Source organism: Dyella sp. 2YAF14 (genome assembly GCF_052114725.1).
GTDB lineage: Bacteria > Pseudomonadota > Gammaproteobacteria > Xanthomonadales > Rhodanobacteraceae > Dyella.
On record NZ_JBFRFH010000026.1, the window covers coordinates 1 to 24,468 of the forward strand.

Below are 24,468 nucleotides of genomic sequence, written 5' to 3' on the forward strand. Positions count from 1 at the left end.
AGCGATTGGGAGCCGACGCGCGACTAGCTCATCGTGGCCCGGCACCGCCTGACGGTGCAGCAACTAGAGGCCGGATATACGTGTGCAGTCGACACGGACGCCAGAGCTAAGAGATGCTTGGCAAAGGGGAGGAGTCCATATACGGACCTAACGGGTGATGATCTTTATAGTCACGTTCTAGGGAGGGGGACATGCGATACAAAAGGATTTTTGCTTTTGCGTGCTTGCTGGCCGTCGCGTCGCTTGGCTATGCATTCCCAGCCCAGCCAGCGTCACCTCAGGCGGAGGAGTCCAAAAGCATTGCGACACAAGAAGCCTTCCAACATGCCGTTGACGCACAACGTGCCGCTATAGCCAAAGAAAATTCGATGACTCCGAGAGCCGCCTGGGCTGGCGACTATTACTTCGGTGATGGTGAGGGCGCGAACGTGTCCCTATCTCTCGCCCCCGTTTCTGGCGTTGCTGCCACATGGCAGGGGTGCCTTGGTACCTACACCGCTAACAAGGGAAGGGTGATTCCTCAAGCAGACGGCAGTCTGCTGCTTAAGTATGAGCGACCCAACGATCAGAGGGGTCTCGGCTTTGCTGACCACGTAGTGCCTATCGCCTGGGGCGAACGCATGTACATGATCTCCGAAAAGGAGCTTCCAGCCTTTGCCAGCGCGGTGAATTTGGGTGATGAGCCGCGGACAGGTGAACAGGGTCTGTTTCTCATGCGCAAGGGAGATGAACTGCGCAAGGTATACGGCATGCCTATCCTGCCACCTGCTCAGCAGTCGCTGATTCGCGAAGTGCCGCTGGAAGTCGGCGTGGTCTCAGCGAATCGGCTGCACGATAAACGTGCCGACCAATTCGAGTGCCGGTATCGGCTGGAACTAGATCACGGTGCAAACGACGGTCTGGCGGCTGGGATGGAGCTTCTGGCGACCGGGGGCTGTGCAGGAAATCGCATCACCCTAGAACACACGACACCAACTCGCGCCGTTGGCACCATGAGCTTGTTCGGCGATGAATGCACCAAGTTGGATCGGCGGCCCTCAACCAAGACTCGCTTTACATCTGGCGCTTATCGGGGGATGTCTTCAAACGATAAACCCTGAGTGGATACTGGCCTCAAACACCCCAAGCCCGGCCTTAAAGGGGGCGTCTCGAAAGAGGGGGGGGTACACATCTAATGACCGCTCCGACCCGAAGCGGACGCTTGGCAGGAGCTTCTACAAAGGAGAGAGTGCGTGAGACAGCCGAAGACGTATGGACTTGTTCTGGTTGCTTTGGCCTGCGCCACCGCGGCGGCTATTACCGCTTTTCGAGGTCCCGAGCACTTTGAGGATCATGGTGTCTTCGCCGCTCTCGCCGCTGTGGTACTGGCAGGCAAAGTGCTACTCGATTGGCGCAGCGAGCGCTGAGCGATAGGCGCGCTTAGGCAGTGCATTTCGGCCCGTGCCCGAGGTCGTCATCATTTGAGACGGATGCATAGACGTGGTGTTCCGGCGCTTGGTGGCATCCGGCATTTCCCGACTTAGAAAAAGGCCCCCGAGAGGAGGGCCTTCTTCACTTTCAATTGGCTATGCCCCGGATGCCTTTGGGGCATTTGCCAGCGAATGAACAGCGACGGCTGGCCGCTGAAGCAAACGCGACAACCTGTCTGTCTGCTCAGCGCAAGATCAACGCCGCCGGCGCCTTGCTGCCAGGCCGCGCGATCGCGTACATCTGCCAGCTGATGTCCTTCAGCAGCGCGTAGTGATCGTCGCCCAGCGTGTAAAGATCGAAGTGGCCCTTATCGGGTAAGAACCGGAAGTCCGACTTGGCGCCCAGGCCATCCAGTAAAGCTTTCAACTTGTGCGCGGGGCCCTCCAGGTAGGCGCTATCGGCGCTGCCCACATAGAGGTGGATCTTGCCGTCCAGATCGCCCTTGAACTGCGGCCATTGCTGCTGCAAGCGATAGGCGATGTCGTAGTGGTCATGCCAGTAGCTCATCACTTTGGGATCGACCGCGCCGGTGTCGCGATCGAACATCGGCATCGGCCGACCGTCCTTGCCGCGCGGCGAGAACACCCACTCGAACGAGGCCATCTGACCGCCGTACTCGCCGATGACCCGTTCCTGCTTGGAAAACTCTTCCAGCGTGACCAGCACCTTGCCCTGGTCACGAAGAAACGGCCGCGGCTTGCCCTGCGCATCGCGATAGAGGTTGGCGTTTGGCGCGTACAGATCCACGCCAATGAAATCGTGGAAATCGCTTGGGTCCGGCGAGGTCGACCAGGTGCCGCCGAAGATGGACGGGTAGTTCGTCTGCAGCCATAGCGTGGCCCAGCCGCCGGACGAATGGCCGTTGAGGAAACGCCCGTTCGGCGTGGCGTCCATGTGGTACTTCGCCTCCAGCGCCGGTATCAGCTCGGCGGTCAGCGCCTGCCCCCAGGGGCCGTTGTTGACCGAGTCGGCGAACTCCACCGTGCCGGTGTAGCCAGACTCATCCAGGAACACCCAGATCATCGGCGGCATCTCGCCCTTGCTCATCGCCGCATAGACACTGGCCAGCACGGGAATCATGCGGTCGTTGTTGCCACTGAAACCATGCGTGTAATACACCGTCGGGTAGTGCGTCGTGGCGTGGGCGTCGTAGCCCGGCGGCAGCAGTACGCGGCCACGCATGGCGATCGGGCGGCCCCAGAAAGCGCTCAGCGCAGGGCTGGTGAAGTCGATCGCTTGCGTATGCGCGCGCGCTTGCGCCAGCAATTGACGCACCGCGGCCGGAGTCTGGGCCGACAGCGTCCACGGATCGCTCGCCGGCAGGGCGCGCGTGAGCTTCAACACCGGCGCTGAGGTGGCCGGCAGATGCACCGACACCACCTCGCTGACCAGATCGCCCGCGCCACGACCGTCTACGACGTTATAGCCGTGATCCACATCGAGCACTGCCTGCATCACGTAGTCGCCCGGCGGCAGCTTGGAAAAAGCCGCCGGAAATGCCTGTTCATCGGCGTCAAGCGTCACCGGCTGGCCTGGCTGCAGATGGGTCACCTCGCGCGCCGCTACCGAGGCCTGCTCGGGAAAAAACGGACTGGCATCGACCGCCTCGACCTTGCCGTCCTTGGCCGCTGCCTGCGCCGCCTTGGCCTCGCTGGCGAATAACAGCAGGCGACCGCTGACCGGCTGCTGGGAGGCGCCGTCCAGTTCGATCTGGAACAGACTCTGCGCCGGCGCGGCCTGCTCGGCCTGTGCCAGTCCCGTCCACGCCATCCCGGTGCCGCTTACGCACACTGCCAGCAGTGCGGCGGCGATCTTGGTTTTATATTGACCCACAAACACTCCTAGGCGGCCATAGGCGCCGCCGGTAAAAACATCGCTGATCCAGGAAGCCAATACGAGCTGGGATCCCGGGTATTCTAATTTGGCGTTGACTGGCGCCAATGGCTTTCGCCGCAAGTCCTGATCGTTTGCTTGTGCGTGCGCTGCAGTCATCGTCATGGCAACAGACATCCCGCCAACCATCGATCGCAAGTACTTGTTCGTGATTTGTCTCCAGGAAAGGCCATTGGGGCAATGGCTCTTTTCTACTTCGCTGGCAGTACGAACCCGGTTACGTATTTTTTCTGTCGGATGAAATGAGAGCTGCTCCGAACTCTTCCTGCATGACGAGGCCGGAAATTCGTACCTCCTGCAGTTGCGGGGAGACTAAGCGTCACCGAGGGCCCAAGCCGCGCCAAGGTCAACGAAGCGGAAGAACTTGCTTGTCTTGAGCTGCGCGTGCGCCAGCCGCGCAGCGGCATGATGTCGTTGGCCCGAATTGACCATCAGGCCAAGACGAGATCTCTCAAGGAACATCACTCATGAATCTCACTTGTAGCTTAGGTCGGAACCGTAAGGTCCGCTTTCGACCCGCAGCGGACCTTGCGATACTTGCTTGAGGTTCGTTGGGGGCATGGGGATGGCGCGAGAATGGAACCTGAGTGGGCGCTTGCGGCTGGGCATCGTGTGCCTCGCTGTGGCCTACCTGTTGGTTGCCTGGTTCTGGAGCGCGTATCACCGGTCCATCATGTCTTCCGCCTATGACTGCTCGGCGATGCTTTTGATTCTGGCGCTGGTTCCCAAGCGAACACGACTATGGGTCGCTGTTTGCTTTGCGGTTGCCGTGCCGCTTTTCGTGCGACTTGCGTTGGATTTTTCTCGTCTCTCACAGTAGCGATTGGCTACGAGCTGCCGCGAGATCGGCATGGAAGCCTGCGGTGGCGCTGCAGGCAACGGGTTGTCGCGTGAAGTTGATCGCGCCGCAGTTCGTGGAGCCGTAGGTAAGAAGCAACAAGAATGACGCCAGGGATGCGGGGGCGACATTGGAACGGTGGGAGAATAGATCTTACGGTGCTGCGAGCTACGATCGAAAACGGGATTGAGCACCACGTTTAGAGGTCACGCAGGAGGTCGTATGAGTGTTGATGAGAAGATCAACGACTATTTCGCTGCCCAGCCCGAGCCGAAGCGCACCGATATGAGGGAGTTGCACCGCGTGATCCTGGGTCTCATGCCGAAGTGCAAATTGTGGTTCATGGATGGCAAGGACAGTTCAGGCAAAACCGTCTCCAACCCAAATGTCGGGTACGGAACTCAGACGTTGAGATACGCCAACGGAGACACCCGGGAGTTCTACCAGATTGGCATCAGTGCAAACACCACGGGTATTTCCGTCTACATTCTCGGGATCGAAGACAAGAAGTACTTGGCGCAGACCTATGCAAAGGATCTTGGCAAGGCCAAAGTAACCGGGTACTGCATCAAGTTCAGAAGGCTGCGCGACATAAGCATAGAGACACTGAAAGCAGCCATGCGATATGGCATTGATCAGACGACCGGCTAGCATGGCTGGCAGTAAAGGCAATCGTACCTGTGCGTTGCCGGAGCTGATGTGTCCATGACCCTGCTGGGCGGCTCAGTAGCAGCGGGATAACGTACGCACGCAGCGCAAGGTCCGCTTCCGATCCAAAGCAGAAACCCCATTTGGCCTACTGCCGCCATAAGATTCGTCAAGCCGTTCCAGCCTCAGGTGACAAATGGCCAAGTACCCTGTTGTGAACATCGGCGAGTTGCGTCGCATCGTGAACGACCTTCTGGATCATGTTGAATCCGTGAATGGCCCTGAGCTTCGACTTGACCAGGACTATTACTGGGATTTGAACAGCGAGGCCATGTACGACGTCACCAAGAAGGTGTCTAACGTCGATCTGGTGGGAAGCCTCGGTGATAGTTGGGAGTTTCTACTGAACATGCAGCGCGACGACATCAAGCAATATGGCCCTTCCCTCATGCTCATCCATGCGGCGCCACTGTTGCGCTAGATCGGGGAGAAAGTGGGTCAGTAGGCGGAAGTGCCACCTTTCGGGTCGAAGCGGCCACCGTTTGGCATCCGGGCATGCCGCGCCATCTGCCAATCCAGTACAGGGGATGATTTCATGCAGGCGACGATCACTGGGCTGGCGCTCGTACTGGCAGGGATGAGCATGGCGTCAGCGTCCCATGTGGGACAGGCCGCTTCGCGTGGCGACCTCAATGCGCCCGACACCTATTTCCGTTCGTCTTGGAAATCTACGTGCTCGGTTGCGGGCGGCCCCACGATCATCGAGTTCACGTCGGCTGGCGGAGATGCCACCGAGGACGATATGCAGGTGGTGGCAACGTGGCCTGACGGGTCGTCGACCAAGGTGGGCTTGAAACCGGGGCTCTTTCCCCAGGCCAGGGGATTTTCCAGCGCAAGTGCTGGCTGCGAGGGGATCGGTGTGACGGTGCCGCGGCAGGATCAGATGTTGCTTTGGATTAAACGCGACGAGAGACCGGCCAGGTCCCGCATGGTGCTGGTGTTGCTGGACACGAATCAACGGCGCGTGCTTGATGTGGTGGACGACGCGGGAAACGAACTGTGGGGCAGCGAACTTTGCCTGACAAAGTCGCAACCAGCACTTTACGAAACGGTACTTGTCGGCGGCTACCAGGCGCGCGGCCAGACTGCTGAACCTCTGGATCTGCCGCGTATCATGCGTATCGAAGTAGTTGGCAACCAACTGAAACCGACTTGGGGTGACTGGGTCTCCAAATCGCACAGGAAAGGTAAGTGCTTCGATTAATGGCGGGCAAAGAGTCAAGCGGTTAAAGCGTCCACGTCCGACCCCATGTCGGCATGTCAGAGACCAGGCCGCATGTCGAAGCGGCGGCCCCGGGCATATGAAGACCGCGCTGGGCACCAAGGCCAGATGCGCCGATGGGCGTTGAGCCGTGCCCCGGCGCCTGACGATCTTGTGAATGGCTGCGCAACTTCCGGCGCTTTTCGTCGGTTCCTTGCGCCACGGGCGCTTTTTTATGCGATGTTGTCTGCACATCGCAAGTACCTGCAGAGAGTCTGCGGCTCCTTGCGGGGGACGCCAACCATTTCTCTTCTCAGGTACGGGACCAACATGAAGCGCGCTCTTTCCTTTCTTATCGTGGCCAGCTTGCTTGGCGCCAGCGGTCTGGCTGTTGCTTCGTCCCATGATGATCACGGTCATGGCAACGACAAGCATTGGGACGACGACCATGGTCATGGCCACAATCCCAAGGACGAGGGCCGCCACGACAACGGCAAGCACAAGGGCTGGTACAAGAAGGGCGACCGCTTGCCGGATTACTACTATGCGCGCGAGTACTACGTCGTCGATTACCCGCGGTATCACCTGCGCCGGCCGGATCCCGGCTACCGCTGGGTGCGCGCGGACGGCGGCCAGTTCTATCTGACGCTGATCTCCAGCGGCGTCGTCATCGATATCGCCGCCGGCCTCTGATCGCACATCGGGTTCAGCAGGCCATCCTGGTTGACTGCCTGCTTCCGGCCGGAGGCAGGCCGTCGAGGCAAGTCGGAAGGCAAGCAGCAGGCGGCAGCGCCGCGACTGTCACCTGGGCTTCGCATTGCCCATAAACTACGCATCTTATCCAGGAGATGCCCGCTCGTGACGCACTATATCGGCCCCTTGCTCACGCGCTCCGTTGCCGACGGGCTGTTTGCTGCGCGCGATGCCGGCGCCAGTGAATGGGCGGGTTCGATGGACCTGGGGCGTTCGAGCGGCAGCGCAGCGCTGAACGCGGAAGGCTGGCAGTGGAAGGGCCAGGGCTATCCGTATCCGGCGAAGGTCAAGGATCGCACCATCTATTACTGGGACGGTGAGGCGTTCTCACCGGTGTCGCGCTATGCCGGCTCGCTGATCAAGCTGGTGCCCACCGAGTGGGGCGCGCCTACCTTCGAGATCGACGGCATCAAGATGCTGCCCACCTCCAAGGAATCGCCGGTGGACGATGCGCGCCGCAAGGTGGCGTTGGTGGACCCGCGCGACAAGGTGGTGCTCGATACCTGCGGCGGCCTCGGGTACTTCGCAGCGTGTTGCCTAGAGGCGGGCGTGGCGCGGCTCCAGTCGTTCGAAAAGAATCCGGACGTGCTGTGGTTGCGCACCATCAATCCGTGGTCGCCGGATCCGGACTCCGATGCCGCTGGCGGCCGGCTTGAACTGACCCATGCGGATGTCTCGCAGGCGATCGTGCAGATCGCCGATGCCTCGGTGGATGCCTTGCTGCACGATCCACCGCGCTTTGGCATTGCCGGTGAGCTGTATTCGCAGGTCTTCTACGATCAGCTGGCGCGCGTGCTTCGTCGCGGTGGTCGCCTGTTCCATTACACCGGCAGTCCCAATAAGCTCACGAGCGATCGTGATGTTCCGCGCGAAGTGGCCACGCGGCTGGAGAAGGCGGGTTTCCGTGCCGAGCTGGCATTGGATGGCGTACTCGCAACGCGGCGCTGAGCAGGGCGCTTGACGAGTAGACGGCTAAACATCTGACGGAGGTTTTGCATGTCTGGCAGAACGGCATCGTGTTACTGCGGTCAGTTGAGCATCGAGGTGCAGGGCGAGCCGCTAGGCGTCGGGGTCTGCCACTGCCTGGCCTGCCAGCAGCGCACGGGCAGCGTGTTTGCTGCGCTGGCGGGTTTTAGTGCGCCATACAAGGTCACCGGCCATGCCACCGAATTCGTGCGTACCGGCGACCACGGCTCGCAGTTTCGCTTCCGCTTCTGCCCTGTATGCGGGAGCAACGTGTTCCACACGGAAGAGGGCGTGGAGGGGCGCGTCTCGGTGGCGGTGGGCGCTTTCGCAGATCCCTCATTTCCGCCACCGGCCGACTCGGTCTATGAAAGCCGGCGGCACTGCTGGGTGCAGTTGCCCGAAAACGTCACGCGCTACGACACCGACCCGTCCTAGCGCGCATCGTCACGCGATCACTCAATCCTTGATCGCGCCCAGCTGCTTGAGCAGGGTCAGGTTGTCTTCCAGGTGCCAGTTTTCGACGATCTTGCCGCCGGTGACGCGGTAGATGTCGGTGGCGATGAAATCGATCGCCTGTCCCTTGCCCTGGATGCCGTTGAAGTTGCCGGTGAAGTGGCCGGCGAAATGCAGATGCGACACCACGCGGTCGCCGACCACGAGCATCTGTTCCACCTCGCAGGTCAGGTCCGGCACCGCCTGGCGAAACGCCTTGGAAGCCTGTAACGGACCGTCAGGCCCTTGCACGCGTCCCGGCGGCGGCGTGCGATCGACAAACTGAGGCGACAGCGCCTGCTTGGCCAGTGCTTCATCGCCGTTGTTCCAGAACGTGTCGTAGCGTCGGGCGGCCAGCACGTTGGCGCGGGCGGTGCCTTTGGGCAGGCTGGGATCAACGATCAGCTGTTTGGGCACGACCAGTGAGACGTCGGTGGCCGCCTGGGCCAGGGGTGCGGCAGCAAGTGCAGCCAGGAGCAGGGGGGCGACGAGGTGACGAGGGGCCATGACCGGTCTCCGAAAGGGTGGCTTACGTTAGCGCTGGCCCGGTGACGAAAGAATCAGTGCGGCGCGCAAAGCATCCTTTCCAAAAACGAAAAAAAGGCCGGCCAAGGGGGCTTGAACCGGGCCGGACGAGCCCCAGCAGGACGTGCGCCGTTGGGGTCGTCAAACGCATTTCAAGTGGCCATGCGATCTATTTGGACGGCTAAATAATCGCTGAAAGTGCTTCCTTGAATCACCTGCTGCCAGCCACATCTCCTTGTCACCGGTCGCTACGGGGCCGGTGCGTCGCTGCATGTTGCGCGACGTCTACCTGTTGCTCATTGGAGAATTGGTTATGCGTACTGTTCTGGATTTTTCGCCGCTGCATCGTTCCAGCATCGGCTTTGATCGCGTGTTCGACTTGCTGGAAGCAGCGCGCACGCAGGCCAACGACAACTGGCCGCCGTTCGACTCGGTAAAGCTCAGTGAAGACAGCTACCGCATCACGATGGCCCTGGCCGGCTTCAGCCGTGAAGACATCAGCCTCACCGTGCAGGCCAACATGCTTACCGTCAGCGGCGAGCGCAAGGGCGAGCAGGAAGGTGAAGTGCTGCACCGTGGCATTGCCAACCGCCCGTTCAACCGCCGCTTCGAGCTTGCCGAGCACGTGCAGGTGACCGGTGCGCGCATGGAGCATGGCCTGCTGGTGATCGACCTCAAGCGCGAAGTGCCCGAGGCTTATAAGCTGCGCCGCGTCGAGATCAGTGACTCGGCGGTGTCGCCGTCCGTGTCGCAACTGCGCGATCAGGCCGCGTAATTGCAGCTGGCCACAAGCTGATGGCACCGAGAGGGTGACGGCGTCGTCACCCTCTTTTTGCATGTCCGTGATGCGCGCCGGTGACACTGGTGTTCCATCGATCGAACGTCACAGGAGTACCGCATGCGGGCTAGTCGAATGCTCGTCACGGTGTTGATTGCCATGCTGGCGTGGCCGGCCGCGCATGCACAGCAGCTCGCCAATGAACCGGTGAAGCAGCTGGATCTCAAGCGCTATCTCGGTCAGTGGCACGAGATTGCGCATCTGCCGATGTTTTTCCAGCGCCAGTGCGTGGACAACATCAGTGCCGCCTACCGCTCGTTGCCCGACGGCCAGGTGAGCGTGCGCAACGCCTGCCGCACGCGCAATGGCGAGATGGACGCATCCGATGGCGTCGCTCGCACCACGCCGGTGGCCGGCGCACTCAAGGTGCGCTTTGCGCCTTCATGGTTGTCCTGGGTGCCCTGGGTGTGGGCGGACTACTGGGTGCTGGATGTCGACCCGGATTATCGCTGGGCGCTGGTGGGCAGCCCGAGCCGCAACTATCTGTGGGTATTGTCGCGCGATGCGCACATGCAGCGCAGCCAGTTCGAGGCCTTGCGTCATCGCGCGGCAGAGCGCGGCTATCCCACCGAGCGGCTGGTGATGTCCGCGCCGCTCGATTAAGCGTCGTCGGCGCGTTCGCGCACGCGATCCATCAGCTCGCGCAGGCGCTTTTGCTCATCACGGCTGAGCACGCCGAACAGCTGTTCCACCGCGTGCCGCTTGGGTCCCTGCACCTCGTCGAGCTTGGCCTGGCCGACCGCGGTGATGATCACCAGCTGGGCACGCCGGTCGCTGGGGTGGGGTGAGCGCTCGATCCAGCCACTTTCCTCCAGTGCATCCAGCGCCGTGGTCACGGTGCGGGGTGCGTAACCCATCTGCGTGGCGATATCGCTGGGCCGGCACGGCGCCAGTCGGGCCACCAGGGCCAACAGCTTGGCCTGCGAGAGCGAGAGGCCGGCCGCTGTCATGGCCGCGTCGACGTGCTTGCGCACCAGGTGATGCAGCGCGAGAAAGGCATCGGCCAGTTCGACCGTGGCCGACTTGCCGGGGGTTGACTTGGTTGGGGGCGTCATGGAAAAGTATTGAGCAAGCTCACTATGAGTTGCATCCATTATACCGTCGCGCCCCCACCGCGACCAGCGAGGTCCCCATGTCCACCTCTCCCCGTGAAATCCGGCGCGTCCGCCATCCCCTGAAAATGCGCGAACTGACCGTGAAGCGCCTGACCCCAGTCTCGCCGCGCCTGTTGCGCGTCACCCTGACCGGCGATCTGGACGACTTCGTGTCCGCCTCGTTCGACGATCACGTGAAGCTGTTCCTGCCGGCCGATGGCGAGTCACGGCCAGCGTTGCCCACCGTGACCGAGCAGGGCATGACCTTCGATCCATCACGTCCGCGCCCTCCCAGCCGCGACTACACCCCGCGCCGTTACGACCGGGCCGCCAACGAGCTGGATATCGAATTCGTGCTTCATGGCGACGGTCCAGCCGTGTCGTGGGCGCGAAACGCCGGGGTGGGCGGCGTGCTGGGCCTGGGCGGCCCGCGGGGTTCATCGATCCTGCCCGACGGGCTCGACTGGTACCTGCTGGTCGGTGACGAAACCGCCTTGCCGGCGATCGCGCGTCGCCTGGAAGAGGCCGCAGCGGGCGAATGCATCGTCGCTCTGGTTGAAGTGGAGAGCGCCGACGCACGCATCGACATCACCACCGCAGCAAACGCCAGCGTCACCTGGCTGTGCCGGGAGACCGGCGACGCCGGGCTGGCGGCCGCCGTGGCCGAGTTGATCCTGCCCGAAGGCGACGGCTTCGCGTGGGCGGCCGGCGAGTACGCCAGCATCCGCCAGGTGCGCCAACGCCTGATCGATGTGCATGGGCTGGACCGCCAGCGCATCCGTGCCTCCAGCTATTGGAAGCAGGGCGAAGTGGCCAGCCATGAAACGCTGACCGACTGAGGTCAGGCGCGCGCTCTACGTAGTTTTGCTATTCCACTTTGCAAACCGCGGGCGTCAAATGAAGCGCTCAGGGCCGGCGCTACGCATACCCAGGCCTTCATCGTGAGGTGGCAATCATGTCGAAGACGAAAGACGGGCAAGCTCCCAAGGTCACCCGCATGTCGAGGACGAAGGACGAGCGAGCTCCCAAGGTCACCCGCAAGCGCCCCGCGAGCGCGGACAACGGGCCCTACGACAAGTTCGCCCATCGCGGCGACGGGCCGCTGTCGCAGGAGAGCTGGCTGAAGAGTCCGGGCGATCGTCAGGCGATGGCACGCGCCATCCGCGACAAGGTGACCCGCAAGTCGCTGGGTGGCTGGAAGCCGGCGAAGAATCGCTTCGATCCCGTCGATGTGCTGATGGAAACCTCCAAGGGCCGCGTGGAATCGCTGGTGCCGATCCGTTATGGCCGCATGATGGCCTCGCCGTTTGCGTTCTATCGCGGCGCGGCGGCGATCATGGCGGCGGACCTGGCCACTACCGCGAGCACCGGCATCCATCTGCAGATTTGCGGCGACTGCCATCTGGTCAACTTCGGCGGCTTCGCCACGCCCGAACGCAAGCTGGTGTTCGACATCAACGATTTCGACGAAACCACCGTGGGCCCGTGGGAATGGGACATCAAGCGCTTGTGCGCGAGCCTGGTGGTGGCCTCACGCGCGAACGGCTTCAGCGAGGGCGACGCCAAGGACATCGCGTGGGAGGCCGCAACCGCCTACCGCACGCACGTGGCCGACTACGCCCAGATGCCGGTACTGGAGGGGTGGTACGACCATATCGATCTGCAGGACGTGATCGATCGCATGCGCGACGAGGAGATGAAAAAGCTCGCGACCAAGAGCGTGCACAAGGCCGTGCAATACACCGCGCATACCAAGGAGTTCATCAAGCTCACTGTCGAAGGCGGCTCACCGCCGCGCATCCAGGACGAGCCGCCGCTGATCTATCACGACGAGGATCTGGCCAATTACATCTCGCCGGACGAGCGCGCCGCCGCGTTTGCCGACTATCGCGAGTCGCTGCTGCCCGAACGGCGCGTGCTGCTGGATCGCTTCAATGCGGTGGACTCGGCCGTGAAGGTGGTGGGCGTGGGCAGCGTGGGCACCTATTGCGGCATCTTGCTGATGGTGTCGGGCAATGGCGATCCCTTGTTCCTGCAGTTCAAGGAGGCGCGGCAATCGGTGATCGATCCATTTGTCGCCAACAAGCCCTACAAGCACCAAGGTCAGCGCATCGTGTCCGGCCAGCGCCTGATGCAATCGGCCAGCGATTTGTTTCTGGGCTGGTCGCAAGGGCCTCGGCGCCACTTCTATGTGCGCCAGCTGCGTGATGCGAAGGTTTCGCCCCAGGTGGAGATCATGCGCGTCCCCAATCTGCGTCGTTACGGTCGCCTGTGTGCACACGCGCTGGCACGCGCGCACACGCGTTCGGGCGATGCGGTGCTGTTGTCCGCGTACCTGGGCAAGAGCGATGCGTTTGCCGATGCCATCGCCTCATTCGCGGTGCCGTATGCGGACCAGAACGATCGCGACCACGCGACGCTGGTGAAGGCTGTGCGCGCCGGCAAGGTCGATGCGATGACCATCCCTTAGTGCGACGGCGGCGCTGTCTGCAGGAGCCGCGTCGCCAGCTCCACGCTGTGCGGTGCGGCCAGGCCGCCGAAGTGGTTGTCCACTTCATCCAGCTGTTGTTTCGCCGCGGCGATGTCGTTGCGCGCCCATGCCGCATCGACCTTGGCCAGCGCCTGTTCCAGTTCGCTGGCGATACGTGCGCGGCATGCCTGAAGCCGGGTGGCGTCGGGTGGTTGGTGGCTTTCCAGCGACGTCAGGGCGCGATCCAGTGCAACGGCGCTGGCCAGGTCGTGACCTGTCGAGGGGATCGAGCGCAGGTCGACATCGTCGATGCACCATTCGTGCAGGGAATGGCGGCTTTGCCGGTCCACGTCCATCCGGGCGGAATCTTGCTGGCCGGTGAAATAGACGATGCGCGTGCCCGTCTGAAACTGTTCAAGCAAGGCTCGCGGAGGCAGCGGAACAGCGCTGCCGATGGGATCGCTGCCCGCCTCCAGCAATGCACCGTGGAACAAGTCCGGATAGCCAAGCGCAAGCCGCAACGCCACGCGCGAGCCGCCTGAGAAGCCGCCGATATAGACGCGCTGTGGATTCACGCGGTATCGCGCCATGGCGTTGACGGCGGCAAGCAAGGCCACGGGATCGCGACGATCCAGCAGGCTGGTGTCGTTGCCGATATTCGCGGCGGTTACAAAGATCATGCCGTGGCGATCGAGGATAGACGTCCATTCACTCGGCACCCGCGCCTCGTTCCACGGTGGCACGAACACGAGCAGGGCGTAACCGTCGGGCGGCGCCTGCGCAGGCACGTACAGGGCAAACTGCTCGCGCGTCAGGTCGATGGGTTGGTCGACAATCGCGGTGCCCGTCGATGCGGCGCGTTGTTGCAGGCGCCATCCATTCAAGGGCGTCACCAGTCGGCGCATCAGCTCGGGGCTGCTGGAGACACTGCCGTATTGCGTGAACACCACCTGGGTGAGGACGCCCTGGGCACCATCGCTGGCCGAGGCGGCAAACGCCACCCCGGCCATGCATGCCAATAAAAGGCCACGACAGTTCATCTCGAAAGACTAGCACCGCGATTGCACGGCGCGGCCGGTTGTACGGGTTACTTGCCGGGCGTTTGTGGCATCACCATCGTGCTTGTCCCGTACGGCGGGTGCAGGGTGCCCTTCGCGTAGTCGATAGTCAGCTGCATATAGCCGGCCGAATAACACGTGCTTACGCGTTCGCCATCGGGCTTCAACTCGTACTCGGTCATGCCGTGCTCGGCATGCGGAAACAGTGCGGTGGTGATGGGCAGACCCTTGGCTTGCAGCGAGGCCAGCCGACGCAGGGTCTCACCGCTGGGTGCATCGATATCGTCCTGCGCCAGTTCCCACAGCTGCGGCGTGTGGAGTTTCTCAAGCACCGCCATGGAGTCGTAGTGCCAGGGCGTGTTCCACATATACGCCTTGCCCTTTTCGCGGATATCGGCGCTGCTCATGGGCAGCACGAGATAGCTGAAATCGCCGCGCACATCCTTGTACCAGGGCTCCTTGCCGTACTTGGCCTTGGCCGCGTCGAGCAGGTCGTAGCCTTCGGCGAGATGGCTGGAGAGGATCAGTCCGATGGCATCGGAGAGCTCCCACGCCTTGTCGATCACCGACTGGTCGTAGCCCTTGAGCTTGAGGTCGAACGCGACGGCTTCGCGATCTTCTTCCAGCGGCGAGATGGCAAGGCCATAGCCCACGATCACGAAATCCACCTTGGTGCGCGAGGCGGCGAGCGGAGCCACCCAGCCGCCCTGGCTGCCGCCTCGATAGCCCACGCGGCCTGCGCGCGCGCCGGCCAGACGACGGGCCTCGGCGACCGCGGCCACTGCATCATTGGCGAGCACGTTGAAATCCTGCGTGTAGATGCCACCGGAGGCGCCGGTGCCGCGCTTGTCGTACACGAACGCGCCCACGCCTTCGGCCGGAAGTTCGCGCTGCATGAAGTCGAAGGAGAGCGCCGAATCATGCTCCGAGCCGTGCACCAGCACGACCACCGGAACCTTGGCCTTGCCCGGCGGCAGGATCAGCCGGCCGACCAGCCGCGTGCCGCCGTCGCCGGCAAAAGTGATGTCCTGCACCTGCAAGGCGATGCGCTCGCCCTGTTTGCCATCGAAGGTCAGCTTGCCCTCGGCGCAATCGCTGAAACGCACGTCCTTGCCATCGGGCCGGTCAGTCCAGCCAAAATGGCTGGTCCATACCTCGTTCGCGCCGCGGGTGAGCTTGCCGGTGCTGCCATCGAGGCGTCGCCAGCGCAGCCCATCGTCATCCGTTGGCGCAATGTCCAGCGTGCTGCCATCGCTCAGGCGATAAGCGCCGACATGGCAATTGGCGGTTGGTGTGGCAGCGGCAAGCAAGGTGGCGAGTAGCGTGGCTAGCATGGACGTTTCCATCGTCGATGAGTGATGGGCAGGCTAGCACCGGGGCCGCACACACCCACTGGCCGCAAGTCATGGCGGTGCCAAGAGTCATGGCTGTTTGTGCGGACCTAGTGCGCGGCGTTTGCGACAAGCAGGCCCGTTGGCGTGTCAATCAACTGCCATCAGATAGGATGATCATGCGCGGATCATTGCGCCGCTCTGGCGCATTCAATCCATCGCAAGGAGTTACCGTGCGTCGTCTAGGTTGGGTCGTTTTTGTCGTGGGGACACTGGTAATGACTGCCGCTATCCAAGCTCATGAGGCACCGATCGCGAAGAAGGTGCTGGTGATCGGCCATCGCGGCGCGAGCGCGCTGCGACCGGAACATACGCTGGCCTCGTACGGCAAGGCGATCGCCGATGGGGCGGACTTCATCGAGCCGGATCTGGTGATGACGCGCGACGGCGTGCCGGTGGCGCGCCATGAAAACGAGATCAGCGGCACCACCGACGTGGCGAAGCATGCGGAATTTGCCGCGCGCAAAACCACCAAGACCGTCGATGGCGAAAAAGTCACCGGCTGGTTCACCGAAGATTTCACGCTGGCCGAGTTGAAGACCCTGCGTGCCCGCGAACGTTTGCCGGAGTTTCGCAGCACCGCGTACGACGGCCAGTTCCAGATCCCCACGCTGGACGAAATCATCGACTTCGTGGCTGCCGAGTCGGCCACGCAAGGTCGTCCGATCGGCATCATTCCGGAGATCAAGCACGGCACGTATTTCCAGAAGCTTGGCATGCCGATGGAGGATCGGGTGTTGTCGATTCTTGCCGCCCACGCGTATACGCGCACGGCGCCGGTGGAAATCCAGTCGTTCGAGATCGCCAACCTGCGCTATTTGCGCAGCAAGCTGGGCAAGGATCATCCCAATATCCGCCTGCTGCAGTTGCTCGGCGATGCGAACGAGCAACCCTATGACGTCGTCGCCGCAGGCAAGCAGCTGAGTTATGCGCAGATGATGACGCCAGCGGGCCTGCGCGAGATCGCCGCTTATGCCGATGCTATTGGGCCGTCTATTCGCTCCATCATTCCGCTGGCTGCGGATGGCAGCCTGGGCCGTCCGACGGCGCTGGCGCATGACGCGCATGCGGTGAAGCTGGAGCTGCATCCCTATACGTTCCGGCCGGAGAATTTCTTCCAGGCGAAGAATTTCTGGAAGGGGAGTGACCCGAAAACGTTCAACGAAGCGGGTTCGATTGCCGAGATTCGGGCGTATCTGGATGCGGGAGTGGATGCGTTTTTTACCGATGATCCGGCGATTGGGCGGAAGGCGTTGGATGGGAGGTGATCGGGCGCTCTTTGACCCCCGGATAATGCGCCTTCCGGGCCTACGGCCCTGCCAGTGCGGACAGGCTCGGTTGTAGGAGCGCACTTGTGCGCGACCAGCCAACGGAGCGGTACACCCCAGCGCGGCGTGTCGCGCACAAGTGCGCTCCTACAAGGGGTGGTACGCCGGTGAGTCGCGGATTGCAGCGTGCGCTCCTATAAAGGGATTGCTTGCTTTGGGTGCGCCGAGGGCTATTTGTGGGAGCGCACCCTGTGCGCGACAGTCACGCCTGGGCGTGCCGCTCCGTAGGGTTGTCGCGCACAGGGTGCGCTCCCACAGGCGAGCAGGCACGGCAGAGGGCAAGGCTCACAAACCCTCCATCCCGCCAAATTTTTTGCACCGCGACAGGGCCCCGGAGGCCATTGGTTCTACCATTGGTGGCATCAATGGATCGGGGAATCCATGCATGTCTGTTTCAAACGCCACGATGAGGTCGGCCTCGTCGCTATGGACGGGTCTCGCCGTGCTGCTGCTGGCGCTGGGTGCGATCGCTGGGGCCACATTCGCAACCGCCAGTGAGATCGACGGCTGGCGGTGGCTGCACTGGGTCTGCAAGCCGCTGGCCACCCTGTTGATCCTGGCTACGGCCTGGCGGGCCAAGCCGGCCGTGTCGACGCGCTACCGGCGCTGGATCGTGGCCGGCATGGCGTGCTCGCTGGTCGGCGATGTATTCCTGATGCTCCCGCAGGACGCCTTTGTGGCGGGACTGGTGTCGTTTCTGCTGGCGCACGCCTGTTTCATCGTGGCGCTGCTGGGAGACAGCCGTTTCGCCGAACGTCCCTGGGGCATGCTGGCCTGTGTCGCGTACGGCGTGTTCAACCTGTGGGCGCTATGGCCCTCGTTGCCGGTGCCGCTGCATTTGCCGGTGGTGGTTTATGTGCTGGTGCTGGCCTGCATGGGTGGCCAGGCGGTGGTGCGCGAGCGCAGGCACGCCACCGATGAGCTGGCGACCTCGGCCCACTGGTCGATGATGGGCGCGCTGATCTTCATGCTCAGCGATACACTGCTGGCCTGGGACCGCTTCCGCTTCGTCATACCGCTGTCGACGTTGTGGGTGCTGGTGACCTATTACACGGCCATGTGGTGTCTGGCGCGGTCGGTACGCGGAGGTGTTGAGCGGCGATGAATATGCAGGAAATCATCATCACCTGGGCGACGCCGGTGTTCTTCGCCCTGATCGCGCTGGAACTGCTGGTGGCCAAACTGCGCGGTCGCCGCGTGTATCACGGCAGCGATGCGATCAACAGTCTGGGCCTGGGCGTGATCTCGCAGATCGTGGCCGTCTTCAGCAAGCTGCTTACGCTGGGCATCTATGCGTGGTGCGTGCAGCACTTCGCCATCTTTGCATTGCCTGCAAACAGCGTATGGGTGTGGATTTCCGCGCTGCTGCTCTATGACTTTTGCTACTACTGGCTGCATCGCGCAGGCCATGAGGTGAATATCCTCTGGGCAGCGCACGTAGTGCATCACCAGAGCGAGGATTACAACCTCTCCACCGCGCTGCGCCAGACCGGCAGCGGCGTGTTGCTGGGCTGGTTGTTCTATCTGCCGATGGCCATCATCGGCTATCCGCTGGAAGTGTTCGTGGTGGTGGCGCTGATCGATCTGCTCTACCAGTTCTGGGTGCATACCGAACTGGTCGGGCGGCTGGGCTGGTTCGATCGCGTGTTCTGCTCGCCGTCCAACCATCGCGCGCACCACGCGGTCAACGATAAATATCTCGACCGCAACTATGGCGGCATCCTGATCGTGTGGGATCGTCTGTTCGGCACCTTCATCGAAGAAGACGACACCGATCCGCCGATCTACGGCACGCGCTCGCCGTTGCGCAGCTGGAACCCGCTATGGGCCAACGCCGAGGTGTACTGGGCGACGGCCAAAGACGCCTGGCATGCCCGCCGCTGGCGCGACAAGCTGCTGGTGTGGCTCAAGCCGCCGGGCTGGCGGCCCGCGGATGTGGCCGAGCGCTTTCCCAAGCCGGCGTTCGATATCCAGCGCGAGCGTTTTCTGCCGCCGCTCACCCGCGGGTACATGATTTACAGCCTGGTGCAGTTTGCCTTGCTGCTGGGCATGGCCGTGCAGTTCCTCGATCTGGCCAAGCATTTGCCGGCGGTTTCATTGATTGGCTATGCCGTTTTCCTGGTGCTGAGCCTCGCCGCGCTGGGTGCACTCACCGAGGGTCGTCGCTTGGGCGTCGGCCTGGAGCTCGCCCGCCTGCTGGCGACTGCGGCGGTCCCACTGGTTACCGGTGGCTGGTTCGGTGCACCGCAGCTGGCGGCCGGACCGCTGGCTGCCCTGGTCGCCGTTCCGGCCATCAGCGCGCTGGTGCTGTCCTGGCTGGCGCTCTCGACGGCAGGGCGCGCAGGCGCCGGAAAACCCATCCCCGGCTAGGACCTATGGCACTCCCCCGCAGCTGCAGCATGGCAGGGGCGGGGGCATTCGCTATGATCGCGGCTCGTTTCCCGGGGATGAGCTGATGGGTTTCCTTGATAAGTTGGTGCGCCACAAGCCTGTGGAGCTGTTGCAGGCGGAGGCCGGCAAGCGTGGCGATTTCCGTCGCGTGTTGGGTCTGTGGCAGCTCACTGCCATCGGTATCGGCGGCATTATCGGCGTCGGTGTGTTCGTGCTGGCGGGCAAGCAGGCGGCGATCAACGCCGGACCTGCGGTGGCCATCTCCTTCCTGATCGCAGGCATTGCCAGCGCCGCGGCAGCACTGTGCTACGCCGAATTCGCCGGCATGATCCCGGTGACCGGCAGCGCCTATACCTATGGTTATGCGGTGCTCGGCGAACTGGCCGCGTGGCTGATCGGTTGGGATCTGTTGCTGGAGTACGCCTTGATCGTCGCGGTGGTGGCGATCGGCTGGTCCGGCTACGTGCAATCGGCGTTGACCAGCATGGGCATCACGATGCCTCTATGGGCGCAAGGCGCCATCGGCACGGGCGAAGGGCACGTGTTCAACGTGGTCGCCGCGCTGGTGACGCTGGCTGTTGCCGCGCTGCTGATTTTCCGCACGGAATGGGGCGCGCGCTTCAACACGGTGGTGGTGGCGATCAAGGTCGCGGCGGTCGCACTGGTGATTGGTGTTGGCGTCTTCTACATCAATCCCGCCAACTGGGTCCCCTTCATTCCTGCACGCGTGATCGGCGCGGACGGCGTTGGCCATTTCGGTTACCAGGGTGTTGGCGCGGCGGCAGCGGTGGTGTTCTTCGCCGTGTTCGGCTACGACACGCTGACCACGGCGGCCGAGGAATCGAAGAATCCGCAGCGCGACCTGCCGCGTGCGGTGCTGTTGTCGCTTGGCATCTCGATGGCGATGTATCTGGCCGTGTCGATGGTGCTCACCGGCATCGCGCACTACAGCACGCTCAATACCGATGCACCGGTGTCCGATGCCTTCAAGGGTCTGGGCCTGCACTGGGTGGCGTTGACGGTGTCCATCTCGGCGGTATTCGGCCTGCTCAGCGTGCTGTTCGCCTTCATGCTGGGCGCCACGCGCATCTGGTTTGCGCTGTCGCGCGACGGCTTGCTGCCGGGCTGGTTTGCCCACGTGCATCCGCGCTACGGCACGCCGCATCGCCCCACCATCGTGCTCGGTGTATTCACCGCCCTGGTGGCTGGCCTGCTGCCGATCGAGGAAGTGGCCAAGCTGGTGAACATCGGCGTGCTGTCAGCCTTCATCGTGATCTGCACCTCGGTGATGATCCTGCGCAAGCGCAAGCCGGATCTGCATCGCTCCTTCCGTACGCCGTGGGTGCCGCTGATCCCGCTGATCGGCATCGCGTTTTCCATCTGGCTGCTGGCGGAACTGCCGGCCGTGACGTGGAAGGTGTTCCTGATCTGGGTGAGTATTGGTCTGCTGGTGTACCTGGGTTATGGCATTCGCCACAGCAAGTTGGAGAAGATGCAGTAAGGGCATATCGCAACACTGTGGGAGCGCACCCTGTGCGCGACGGCCGACCGGAGCGGTAAGTTGCAAGGTGGCCGTCGCGCACAGGGTGCGCTCCCACAGGTGGGAAACTGGATCGCACAAAAAAAACGGCTGCTTTCGCGGCCGTTTTTTGTTTCCACCGTCAACCGACGCTTAGAACTTCACTTCCACCGAAGCGGAGTACGTCGCCACATTGGCATTGGTCTGCGGCTCTTGCGCGCCGTCGCGACCGTACTTGATGTGGTAGTTGTCGTAATTGATGCCGAGCGCCACGTTCTTGGTGACGTCGTAACCCACGCCGGCGCCGGCGTACCAGCCGTTGTTCCAGCTGCGCTCGCTGGCGGTGGTGTCACCCACGGTGACTGCGCCGGTGGTGCGCGAGCGCAGGTAGCCGCCGTGACCGGTGACAAACCAGTTGTTGTAGAAGTTGTACTTGCCGGTCACGCCGATCTGGCCCACGCGCGGCTTGGCCGAGGTGCTGGCGAAATCGAAATCGTTCTTGACTTTGCCAAGATAGGCGTAGCCGATTTCAGCGCCGACGATGCCGTTCCAGCGCCAGCCGAAGCGCACGTTCTGGAACACGTCGGTCTTGTCCGAGACACCGCCGAGACGGTAGTTGCTCTGGCCCAGGTTGCCGGCAACAAAGAAATTGTCGAGCTGGTTGGATTCGTCAGCCTTGGCAGCGAAAGGCGCAACAGCGACCACGGCCAAAGCGGCCGCAAGAAGAGTCTTGTTCATGGAATGCTCCATCTATTTTTGTGATCCGTGACGACAACAAGGGGGAAGGTCGTCACGGTCCGCGTGGGGATCGCGGTGAAAAAAGAATACGGGTTTTTAACGAGCAGAAAACCCGTGAACGGTTTTGCGGAAGGGCGATGTTCAGACACTTCCATGACCAATGGCAGGGGGTGAGATATGTCAACGCCCACTAGCATCAGAGGTTCATGTTTCGTGCAGCTGCGCCGTGCGCACGACTGTTTATCCCAGGGAGAACCTCTTGAAAGTTTCGCGCCTCGCCTCCGCCATCCTCGCTTCGGCTATTGGCCTGGGCAGCTTTGCGGCACTCGCCGATGTGCCTGCCCCGCAGGACATTCCGTTCAATGGCACGCTCAAGATCAACGTCGACGCGACCGATATTGCCCATCGCATCTTCCGCGTGCACGAAACGGTGCCGGCGCAGGCGGGTCCGCTCACGTTGCTGTATCCGCAGTGGCTGCCGGGCAATCACTCACCGACGGGCCCGATCGACAAGCTCGCTGGCCTGACCGTGAAGGCGAATGGCAAGGTCATTCCCTGGAAGCGCGATCCGCTCAACGTGTACGCCTTCCATGTAGACGTGCCGCAGGGCGCAACCGAAGTGCAGGTGGAATTCCAGTTCCTCTCCGCGCAGGACCTCCGCCAGGGCCGCGTAGTGATGACGCCGGAAATGCTCAACCTGCAGTGGAACTCGGTGTCGCTGTATCCGGCCGGCTATTTCGCCCGCCAGATCAAGGCCGAAACCAGCGTGACCTTCCCGGCTGGCTGGCAGTACGGCAGCGCCCTGGAAATGGCCTCGCGCAACGGCGACACGGTGACGTTCAAGCCGATCGACTATGACGATCTGGTCGACTCGCCGATCTTTGCCGGCAAGTACTTCAAGCGCGTGGATCTGGATCCGGGTGCGAAGACGCCGGTGTTCCTCAACATCGTGGCGGACGATGCGAAATTCCTCGAGATCAAGCCCGAGCAGCTGAAGGTGCACCAGAATCTGGTGCAGCAGATGTACAAGTTGTACGGCGCGCATCACTACGATCACTACGAATTCCTGTTCTCGCTCAGTGACAAGATGTCGGGCATTGGCCTCGAGCATCACCGCTCCAGCGAAAACGGCGTGGGCACCGGCTACTTCACCGAGTGGGACAAGAACATGACCATGCGCGACCTGCTCTCGCATGAGTTCAACCACTCGTGGGACGGCAAGTACCGCCGCGGCGCCGACCTGAGCACGCCGAGCTTCAACGTCCCCATGCAGGACAGCCTGTTGTGGGTATACGAAGGCCAGACCCAGTTCTGGGGCTATGTGATGGCCGCGCGCTCGGGCCTGTGGAAACAGGACCAGACGCTGGACATGCTGGCCAACGTCGCGGCCACCTATGATCGTGGCCGCCCGGGCCTGCAGCAGTGGCGCAACATCCAGGACACCACCAACGACCCGATCATCGCGATGCGCCGCCCGCTGCCGTATCGCAATTACCAGATGAGCGAGGACTACTATTCCGGCGGCCAGATGATCTGGCTCGACGTGGACGGCAAGCTGCGTGACCTCACCGGCAACAAGCGTTCCATCGACGATTTCGCCAAGGCCTTCTTCGGCGTCAAGAACGGCGATTGGGATGTCAACACCTACACCTTCGAGGATGTGGTGAAGACGCTCAACGATATCGCCCCGTACGACTGGACGAGCTACCTGCGCGAGCGTCTGGACGGCCACGGCCCGATCATCGGCGGCTTCGAGGCGAACGGCTGGAAGCTGGTCTACAACGACAAGCCTTCCGACGTGGCCAAGGCGATGGAAACGCGCGCTGGCGGCGCCAACCTGACTTTTTCGCTGGGCGTGTCGATGGGCAAGGCCGGCGACATCGTCGACGTGCTGTGGGACGGCCCCGCCTTCAAGGCCGGCCTGTCGCCGGGCATGAAGGTGATCGCAGTCAACGGCAAGGAATATTCCAGCGACGCCATCAAGGACGCCGTGACAGCTGCCGCGAAGGACAAGAACCAGCCGGTGGAATTGCTGGTGAAGAATTTCGACGAGTACAAGACGCTGCGCGTGGATTACCACGATGGGTTGAAGTATCCGCATCTGGAGCGGATCGAAGGCAAGGCGGATCGTTTGTCGGAATTGCTTAAGCCGCGCTGAGGCGCGCCGCTTGTCGCCGCTCTCCCGGCGGGCTCCGGGGTTTTTTCGACAGGACATCCGTGTCCTGTCGAAAATCTGGCCGCATCCACGCGGTCACCCTGCGGGCTTTCCTTCACCCGCCCGCCGCGTCATGCGGGACCCCGTGGAGCGAGAGCCACATCAGGAACCGAATCACGCCCGGCATTGCGAGGCGTCTTCTTTTTGTAGGAGCGCACTAGTGCGCGACCAGCCTACGGAGCGGTACACCCCAGCGCCGCGGTCGCGCACAAGTGCGCTCCTACAAGGGTTATGCAGGTTCGTGGGTCGAGGATCAACCTTGCCGGTCGGCTCTTTGTGGGAGCGCACCCTGTGCGCGACAAACCTACGGAGCGRTACACCMMGGCGTGGCTGTCGCGCACAGGGTGCGCTCCCACAGACAAGCCAAGCGCCAGGCGCGCATCCAGTGCGCCATCTGTGACCCAAAGCCGATGCGCAGCGAGGCTCCGCTTTAAGTCCTCAGCGATTCGGGCGCGTTGCGCAGCGCTTGGAAGTATCCCCTGTGTACCCTCGGAGGTTGTCCCATCAGGACGCGCCTCGAGCGTTCGGGCTTATCCCAACACGATGCTGCGGGCGTTATCAGGCCATTTTCTTTGGGTTA

The 24,468-nt window shown here is 62.4% G+C and carries 22 protein-coding genes; 16 read left to right on the forward strand and 6 right to left on the reverse strand.

Translation table 11 applies throughout. From position 1 onward, the window contains the following. Positions 1-191: 191 nt before the first annotated feature. Entirely contained in the window at positions 192-1,100 is a 909-nt protein-coding gene (locus AB4Y82_RS20395) for a hypothetical protein (RefSeq protein WP_441605583.1), read from the forward strand. Between the two features lie 553 nt (positions 1,101-1,653). Here AB4Y82_RS20395 and AB4Y82_RS20400 read toward each other — a convergent pair. Continuing rightward, positions 1,654-3,240 carry an alpha/beta hydrolase gene (locus AB4Y82_RS20400; protein ID WP_441605603.1) on the reverse strand — a complete coding sequence of 529 codons (1,587 nt, stop codon included), beginning with the start codon at positions 3,238-3,240 and terminating at the stop codon, positions 1,654-1,656. A gap of 1,183 nt (positions 3,241-4,423) precedes the next feature. Here AB4Y82_RS20400 and AB4Y82_RS20405 point away from each other — a divergent pair. From AB4Y82_RS20405 to AB4Y82_RS20430, 6 genes are all read left to right on the forward strand, one after another. After that, positions 4,424-4,852, forward strand: coding sequence for a hypothetical protein (locus AB4Y82_RS20405; protein WP_441605584.1), 429 nt, complete (start codon positions 4,424-4,426; stop codon positions 4,850-4,852). A 193-nt stretch (positions 4,853-5,045) separates the two neighbouring features. Next, positions 5,046-5,330 (forward strand): hypothetical protein, encoded by a 285-nt coding sequence (locus AB4Y82_RS20410; RefSeq protein WP_441605585.1) that lies wholly within the window; start codon positions 5,046-5,048, stop codon positions 5,328-5,330. Positions 5,331-5,444: 114 nt separating this feature from the next. Beyond that, positions 5,445-6,113 carry a hypothetical protein gene (locus tag AB4Y82_RS20415; RefSeq protein ID WP_441605586.1) on the forward strand — a complete coding sequence of 223 codons (669 nt, stop codon included), beginning with the start codon at positions 5,445-5,447 and terminating at the stop codon, positions 6,111-6,113. A 327-nt stretch (positions 6,114-6,440) separates the two neighbouring features. Then, a complete protein-coding gene (locus tag AB4Y82_RS20420) occupies positions 6,441-6,803 on the forward strand; it encodes an RcnB family protein (RefSeq protein ID WP_441605587.1) in 363 nt (120 codons plus the stop codon). Positions 6,804-6,968: 165 nt separating this feature from the next. Further along, the gene (locus tag AB4Y82_RS20425; protein WP_441605588.1) at positions 6,969-7,811 is read left to right on the forward strand and encodes a class I SAM-dependent methyltransferase; all 843 of its coding nucleotides are present in this window, start codon (positions 6,969-6,971) and stop codon (positions 7,809-7,811) included. Between the two features lie 48 nt (positions 7,812-7,859). Beyond that, positions 7,860-8,264: a GFA family protein gene (locus AB4Y82_RS20430; protein WP_441605589.1), complete on the forward strand. Its 405-nt coding sequence runs from the start codon at positions 7,860-7,862 to the stop codon at positions 8,262-8,264. 21 nt (positions 8,265-8,285) lie between these two features. On the opposite strand, the gene AB4Y82_RS20435 is transcribed toward AB4Y82_RS20430, so the two are convergent. Beyond that, complete coding sequence (locus tag AB4Y82_RS20435; RefSeq protein WP_441611607.1) at positions 8,286-8,828, reverse strand: ester cyclase; 543 nt, start codon at positions 8,826-8,828, stop codon at positions 8,286-8,288. Between the two features lie 331 nt (positions 8,829-9,159). Here AB4Y82_RS20435 and AB4Y82_RS20440 point away from each other — a divergent pair, with 331 nt between their 5' ends. Next, complete coding sequence (locus AB4Y82_RS20440) at positions 9,160-9,621, forward strand: Hsp20 family protein (RefSeq protein WP_046972018.1); 462 nt, start codon at positions 9,160-9,162, stop codon at positions 9,619-9,621. Between the two features lie 123 nt (positions 9,622-9,744). Beyond that, on the forward strand, positions 9,745-10,287 hold the full coding sequence (locus AB4Y82_RS20445; protein WP_441605591.1) for a lipocalin family protein: 543 nt from the start codon (positions 9,745-9,747) through the stop codon (positions 10,285-10,287). On the opposite strand, the gene AB4Y82_RS20450 is transcribed toward AB4Y82_RS20445, so the two are convergent. Continuing rightward, positions 10,284-10,739, reverse strand: a complete 456-nt coding sequence (locus tag AB4Y82_RS20450; protein ID WP_441605592.1) for a MarR family winged helix-turn-helix transcriptional regulator — start codon at positions 10,737-10,739, stop codon at positions 10,284-10,286. The genes AB4Y82_RS20445 and AB4Y82_RS20450 overlap by 4 nt on opposite strands. A 77-nt stretch (positions 10,740-10,816) precedes the next feature. Here AB4Y82_RS20450 and AB4Y82_RS20455 point away from each other — a divergent pair, with 77 nt between their 5' ends. Together AB4Y82_RS20455 and AB4Y82_RS20460 are read left to right on the forward strand one after the other, a co-directional pair. Then, on the forward strand, positions 10,817-11,617 hold the full coding sequence (locus AB4Y82_RS20455) for a siderophore-interacting protein (protein WP_441605593.1): 801 nt from the start codon (positions 10,817-10,819) through the stop codon (positions 11,615-11,617). 116 nt (positions 11,618-11,733) lie between these two features. Continuing rightward, entirely contained in the window at positions 11,734-13,248 is a 1,515-nt protein-coding gene (locus AB4Y82_RS20460) for a DUF2252 domain-containing protein (RefSeq protein ID WP_441605594.1), read from the forward strand. On the opposite strand, the gene AB4Y82_RS20465 is transcribed toward AB4Y82_RS20460, so the two are convergent. Both AB4Y82_RS20465 and AB4Y82_RS20470 read right to left on the reverse strand, forming a co-directional pair. Continuing rightward, complete coding sequence (locus AB4Y82_RS20465) at positions 13,245-14,249, reverse strand: hypothetical protein (protein ID WP_441605595.1); 1,005 nt, start codon at positions 14,247-14,249, stop codon at positions 13,245-13,247. The two genes, AB4Y82_RS20460 and AB4Y82_RS20465, sit on opposite strands and share 4 nt — an antisense overlap. Before the next feature lie 86 nt (positions 14,250-14,335). Beyond that, the gene (locus tag AB4Y82_RS20470; RefSeq protein WP_441605596.1) at positions 14,336-15,640 is read right to left on the reverse strand and encodes an alpha/beta hydrolase family protein; all 1,305 of its coding nucleotides are present in this window, start codon (positions 15,638-15,640) and stop codon (positions 14,336-14,338) included. Between the two features lie 275 nt (positions 15,641-15,915). Here AB4Y82_RS20470 and AB4Y82_RS20475 point away from each other — a divergent pair, with 275 nt between their 5' ends. The 4 genes from AB4Y82_RS20475 to AB4Y82_RS20490 all read left to right on the forward strand — a co-directional run bounded on the left by AB4Y82_RS20475 (position 15,916) and on the right by AB4Y82_RS20490 (position 20,917). Continuing rightward, the gene (locus tag AB4Y82_RS20475) at positions 15,916-16,965 is read left to right on the forward strand and encodes a glycerophosphodiester phosphodiesterase (RefSeq protein ID WP_441605597.1); all 1,050 of its coding nucleotides are present in this window, start codon (positions 15,916-15,918) and stop codon (positions 16,963-16,965) included. A 445-nt stretch (positions 16,966-17,410) separates the two neighbouring features. Then, positions 17,411-18,130, forward strand: coding sequence for a lysoplasmalogenase (locus AB4Y82_RS20480; RefSeq protein WP_441605598.1), 720 nt, complete (start codon positions 17,411-17,413; stop codon positions 18,128-18,130). Continuing rightward, positions 18,127-19,395: a sterol desaturase family protein gene (locus tag AB4Y82_RS20485; protein WP_441605599.1), complete on the forward strand. Its 1,269-nt coding sequence runs from the start codon at positions 18,127-18,129 to the stop codon at positions 19,393-19,395. The genes AB4Y82_RS20480 and AB4Y82_RS20485 overlap by 4 nt, the downstream gene beginning before the upstream one ends. A gap of 85 nt (positions 19,396-19,480) precedes the next feature. Beyond that, positions 19,481-20,917, forward strand: a complete 1,437-nt coding sequence (locus AB4Y82_RS20490; RefSeq protein WP_441605600.1) for an amino acid permease — start codon at positions 19,481-19,483, stop codon at positions 20,915-20,917. Positions 20,918-21,088: 171 nt separating this feature from the next. Here the strand turns inward: AB4Y82_RS20490 and AB4Y82_RS20495 are convergent, their stop codons facing one another. Continuing rightward, complete coding sequence (locus tag AB4Y82_RS20495; RefSeq protein ID WP_441605601.1) at positions 21,089-21,673, reverse strand: outer membrane protein; 585 nt, start codon at positions 21,671-21,673, stop codon at positions 21,089-21,091. A 259-nt stretch (positions 21,674-21,932) separates the two neighbouring features. On the opposite strand from AB4Y82_RS20495, the gene AB4Y82_RS20500 reads away from it, so the two are divergent. Continuing rightward, positions 21,933-23,831 (forward strand): M61 family metallopeptidase, encoded by a 1,899-nt coding sequence (locus AB4Y82_RS20500; protein WP_441605602.1) that lies wholly within the window; start codon positions 21,933-21,935, stop codon positions 23,829-23,831. The last annotated feature ends 637 nt before the right edge of the window (positions 23,832-24,468 follow it).